The 1,101-nt window shown below is 60.1% G+C and carries 1 protein-coding gene; it reads right to left on the reverse strand.

Annotated elements, in window-relative coordinates:
* On the reverse strand, positions 1 to 1,085 hold a 1,085-nt coding region (locus AC1DXV_RS34920; RefSeq protein WP_477938086.1), incomplete at its 3' end, for a tyrosine-type recombinase/integrase.
* Positions 1,086 to 1,101 lie beyond the last annotated feature (16 nt).

A 1,101-nucleotide genomic window follows, 5' to 3' on the forward strand; every position in this document is an offset into this window, starting at 1 on the left:
ACCATGTACACGGCATACATGTGCCGCAGCGATTGCAGCACCCAATCCTTGCCCTCGCTGCCCACGGGAATGTTGGCCGCCCTGAGCGCCCGCTTGAAGCTCTTGGCCAGTGCCGCATGGGCTGCATCCACATAGGGCTGGCCACGTTTTCGCGATTCGACGCATTGGAATAGGTACACCGTCTCCCCGGGTTCGGAGCAGGGGACGAATTCCAGGCGCAGGTACTGCTGCAGCGCATAGAAGAGGTCTTGGCGTAGCTCGGGAATGAGGTAGGTGTAGGCCACCTCGCGTCCCTTGAACCGCAGGCGGTTCGGGTCGCTCGCGCCGAATCTGGCACGGCGTCCGCGCGGATCAAACACATACACTTTCTGAGCTTCTAGGTCGATGTCGTTGAGATGCAAATTGAGCGCTTCGCTCGCGCGTATGCCAGTAGCCGAAAGCAGCAACCAGAAGGCTTTGTCTCGCCACGAGTTGGCTGTCTCGACAAGGGCTCGCAGGTACTCTCTCGGAAAGTCGAGGGTTCGCCGCGAACTCGCTGATGGCAAACCCGGGGTGCGGAGACGCCCTGCACGTTGGATGCCCCTCGGGGCGTACTTGGCGACGTTGCCAAACATCGAATGCTGCTTCATCGCGGCGACTTCGTGCCGGCTTAACGTCACCGCGCCGTCGAGCGCTTTGATGAGGGCGGTATAGCCTTGCTTGTCGTCGACGCCAAGCAGTACGGCCTTCTCTCTGGCCTCCCGCGCAAGGCTCTCCGAAAGCCGCAGGAACCGATTGACTGCAGCGATGGTGTTGTCAAAGCTGTTTGACGCCAGCGGGGCCCAGTCGAGCCGCTCCGCTACGTCTGCCAGCCAGAGGTCGTTGTTGCTCTTGCGGATGCGCGATGCCGTGACCTCGGAGCCGTCGCGCAGCAAGATTGAATATGCTTCGACGACCGAATTTAGCCGGGCTGGCTGCACAACTTGGTCGAAAACCTGTGCTTCGTAGAGATAGTCGATAAATCGGGAAACGACTTCCGCGTACCGCTTCTGCGTTGAAAAGCGGAAGTTGGCATTACTTTCGCAGAAGGAGTTGAACGCGAACACGGGATCGCCCGCACGG

The organism is Rhizobacter sp. P3_C12 (assembly GCF_056402735.1).